Annotated in this window: 4 protein-coding genes; all 4 read right to left on the bottom strand. The window is 35.6% G+C overall.

Features of this window, described 5'->3' with window-relative positions; all coding sequences use genetic code 11:
- Positions 1-48 precede the first annotated feature (48 nt).
- Positions 49-246: a hypothetical protein gene (locus AC1DPQ_RS25390; protein WP_215127748.1), complete on the bottom strand. Its 198-nt coding sequence runs from the start codon at positions 244-246 to the stop codon at positions 49-51.
- Positions 247-349: 103 nt separating this feature from the next.
- A complete protein-coding gene (locus AC1DPQ_RS25395) occupies positions 350-670 on the bottom strand; it encodes a hypothetical protein (protein WP_477611265.1) in 321 nt (106 codons plus the stop codon).
- Between the two features lie 131 nt (positions 671-801).
- Positions 802-1,098: a Dabb family protein gene (locus AC1DPQ_RS25400; protein WP_477585237.1), complete on the bottom strand. Its 297-nt coding sequence runs from the start codon at positions 1,096-1,098 to the stop codon at positions 802-804.
- 48 nt (positions 1,099-1,146) lie between these two features.
- On the bottom strand, positions 1,147-2,280 hold a 1,134-nt coding region (gene ligD, locus AC1DPQ_RS25405; RefSeq protein ID WP_477611266.1), incomplete at its 5' end, for a non-homologous end-joining DNA ligase.

A 2,280-nucleotide genomic window follows, 5' to 3' on the forward strand; every position in this document is an offset into this window, starting at 1 on the left:
CCTTACACCAATAATATTACCTACCGGTTTATTTAACCATGAAAGGAATTAAAGAATAATTAGGATGGTACCCGATTTAAATAATTTAAAGTAATAATGAAATTCACCATGGCGGTTTACTTTTTCGATTTCATACACTTTACCCGATTTACCATATTCATCAGATAATAAATCACCAATTTTAATGCTATCTAACTGATTTACGTTGAGGGATGCTCTTTTAATTAATGTAGCTGTTTTTTCCATAAGATTGCAGTTTGAAGTATTTACGTAATCAAAAAGGCTTTGGTTTTGTAGTATCGTAAATTACTTATAAATAAGAAACAAACATACAAAATTGTAGTGTTAATTAGTAATACACAATCTCATAAACCCGTTTCATGTACAACGCTTCGTCTATTTTAGTAAAAAATTCGTACCATTCTTCTCTTGTAAAAACTAAACTGATATCAGGAAATGGGGTTGATAAAATAACAACCTGCCTCCCATCGGGTCTATTCTCTAAATAATCGTCGAAATCTAGTTTTTTGGTAGCCGCATAAAAAGCATCAAACTGATCAAAAGAAAAGTTCATTAAAACCCCCGAGCGCCATATATTTAAAACTTTGCAATTATTGCATTGAGCAATGGTGATGTTTTCGTTTTGAGCAAGTACGATGGTTTTACACATGGCTTTAACAGTTCAAATTATCGATAGATTTAACAAATATCTTATTATTTAGAATAATTCCAAATAATAAATTCAATTTATTAAAAATAGCGACAAAAAAATACCTCCGATTTTTGTCGGAGGTATTTCTTTTATTCTGCGTCGTAAATTACAACCTTTTCGAAGTAAACCCTGAATTCATCCAGAAAAGCTTTATGTAATGGGTGAACCTGATAAACATCATGCGCAGCTAAATCTTCAAATAACAGCAGGAGGCTAAATGTATAAGTGGTATCTACCACAGCACGCTCAATTGGTGCTGGTAAACCAATGTGAAAAGTTTTAACAACTTCAATATTTTCTAATGTTTGTAAGCCATTGCGGAAAGCAACTTTCTGCTCATCGGTGGTATCGGCTTTTAGCCAGAATAAAACGTGGTGTGCGATCATTTTTTAATTTTTTCCAAATATAATGAAAGCAGGAAAAGATCGTGAGCTTTATCCAAAAACACTTTTAGCTTTGTCAATAGCCTTAACTAAATCGATTCCTTTTCCCAGTACACCTTTAAACAGATCTCCTTCAACTTTCAAACGATCGATGGTATTAAAAATATTAAAATCTTTCATTTTTAAACCCGGTTTAACTTCATCCCAATGCAATGGCATTGATACCGTTGCTCCAATTTTTGGTCGTAAAGAATAAGGCCCGGCTATGGTTGCCCCTGGTCTATTCTGTAAAAAATCGAGGTACATTTTTCCCTTTCGGGCCGCTACCATGCGCTCAAGCGAAGTATATTCTGGTATTTGATTATGCACCAGGTTAACCACTATTTTGGCAAACATCTGGCTTTGCTCATAACTATATTTGGCATTTAAAGGAATGTAAATATGCATTCCGGTTGAACCTGATGTTTTACAATAACTGGGTACATTTATGGCATCTAATACTTTTTTTGTTTCCAGCGCTGCCTCAACCACCTGATCAAAGGTATGTTTATCAGGATCTAAATCAATTACACAGTAATCAGGATTATCGGGACTTTGCACCCGGCTAAACCACGGATTCATTTCTATACAGCCTAAACTCGCCATCCAGAGTAATGAAGCTTCATCTGTTCCAACAAGGTATTCTTTTTTTTCGCCTTCACCATTTTCATAAGGAAAAGTTTCAGCCCAATCTGGTGCTTTCCCTTTAACATCTTTCTGGTAAAAACTACTGCCATGAATTCCGCCCGGAAAGCGGTTAAGCGACTGTGGGCGATCTTTCAGGTAAGGCAAAATGTAATCAGCAACCTGATAATAGTAGTTAAACATATCTCTTTTGGTTACTTTATCTTCGGGCCAATAAATTTTACTCAGATTGGTAAATTTAAGCTCGTGGCCTTTAATTTTCCTTACCTGTGTTTCATCTTTCGGGTTCAACAAAGTTTTAGGTATTTTACTTTTTGGCGCCTTTATTGCCTGTGCATGTGGGTTTTCTTCATTGGTGTCGTCAACAATTTTCTCTGTTGGCACTTCTATTTCTCTTACCACCTCTTTGGCTTTTTTATCTTCACGCATGCCCTGAAAAGACGGATGGCGAAAAACACCATCATCAGTTACTTCTGTAAAAGCGACCTCACATACCAGCTC

The organism is Pedobacter sp. 01T416_2 (assembly GCF_056398925.1).

Coding starts and splice junctions, on each gene's coding strand:
- AC1DPQ_RS25390 (WP_215127748.1), bottom strand. CDS start 246: ATGGAAAAAACAGCTACATTAATTAAAAGAGCATCCCTCAACGTAAAT.
- AC1DPQ_RS25400 (WP_477585237.1), bottom strand. CDS start 1,098: ATGATCGCACACCACGTTTTATTCTGGCTAAAAGCCGATACCACCGAT.
- AC1DPQ_RS25395 (WP_477611265.1), bottom strand. CDS start 670: ATGTGTAAAACCATCGTACTTGCTCAAAACGAAAACATCACCATTGCT.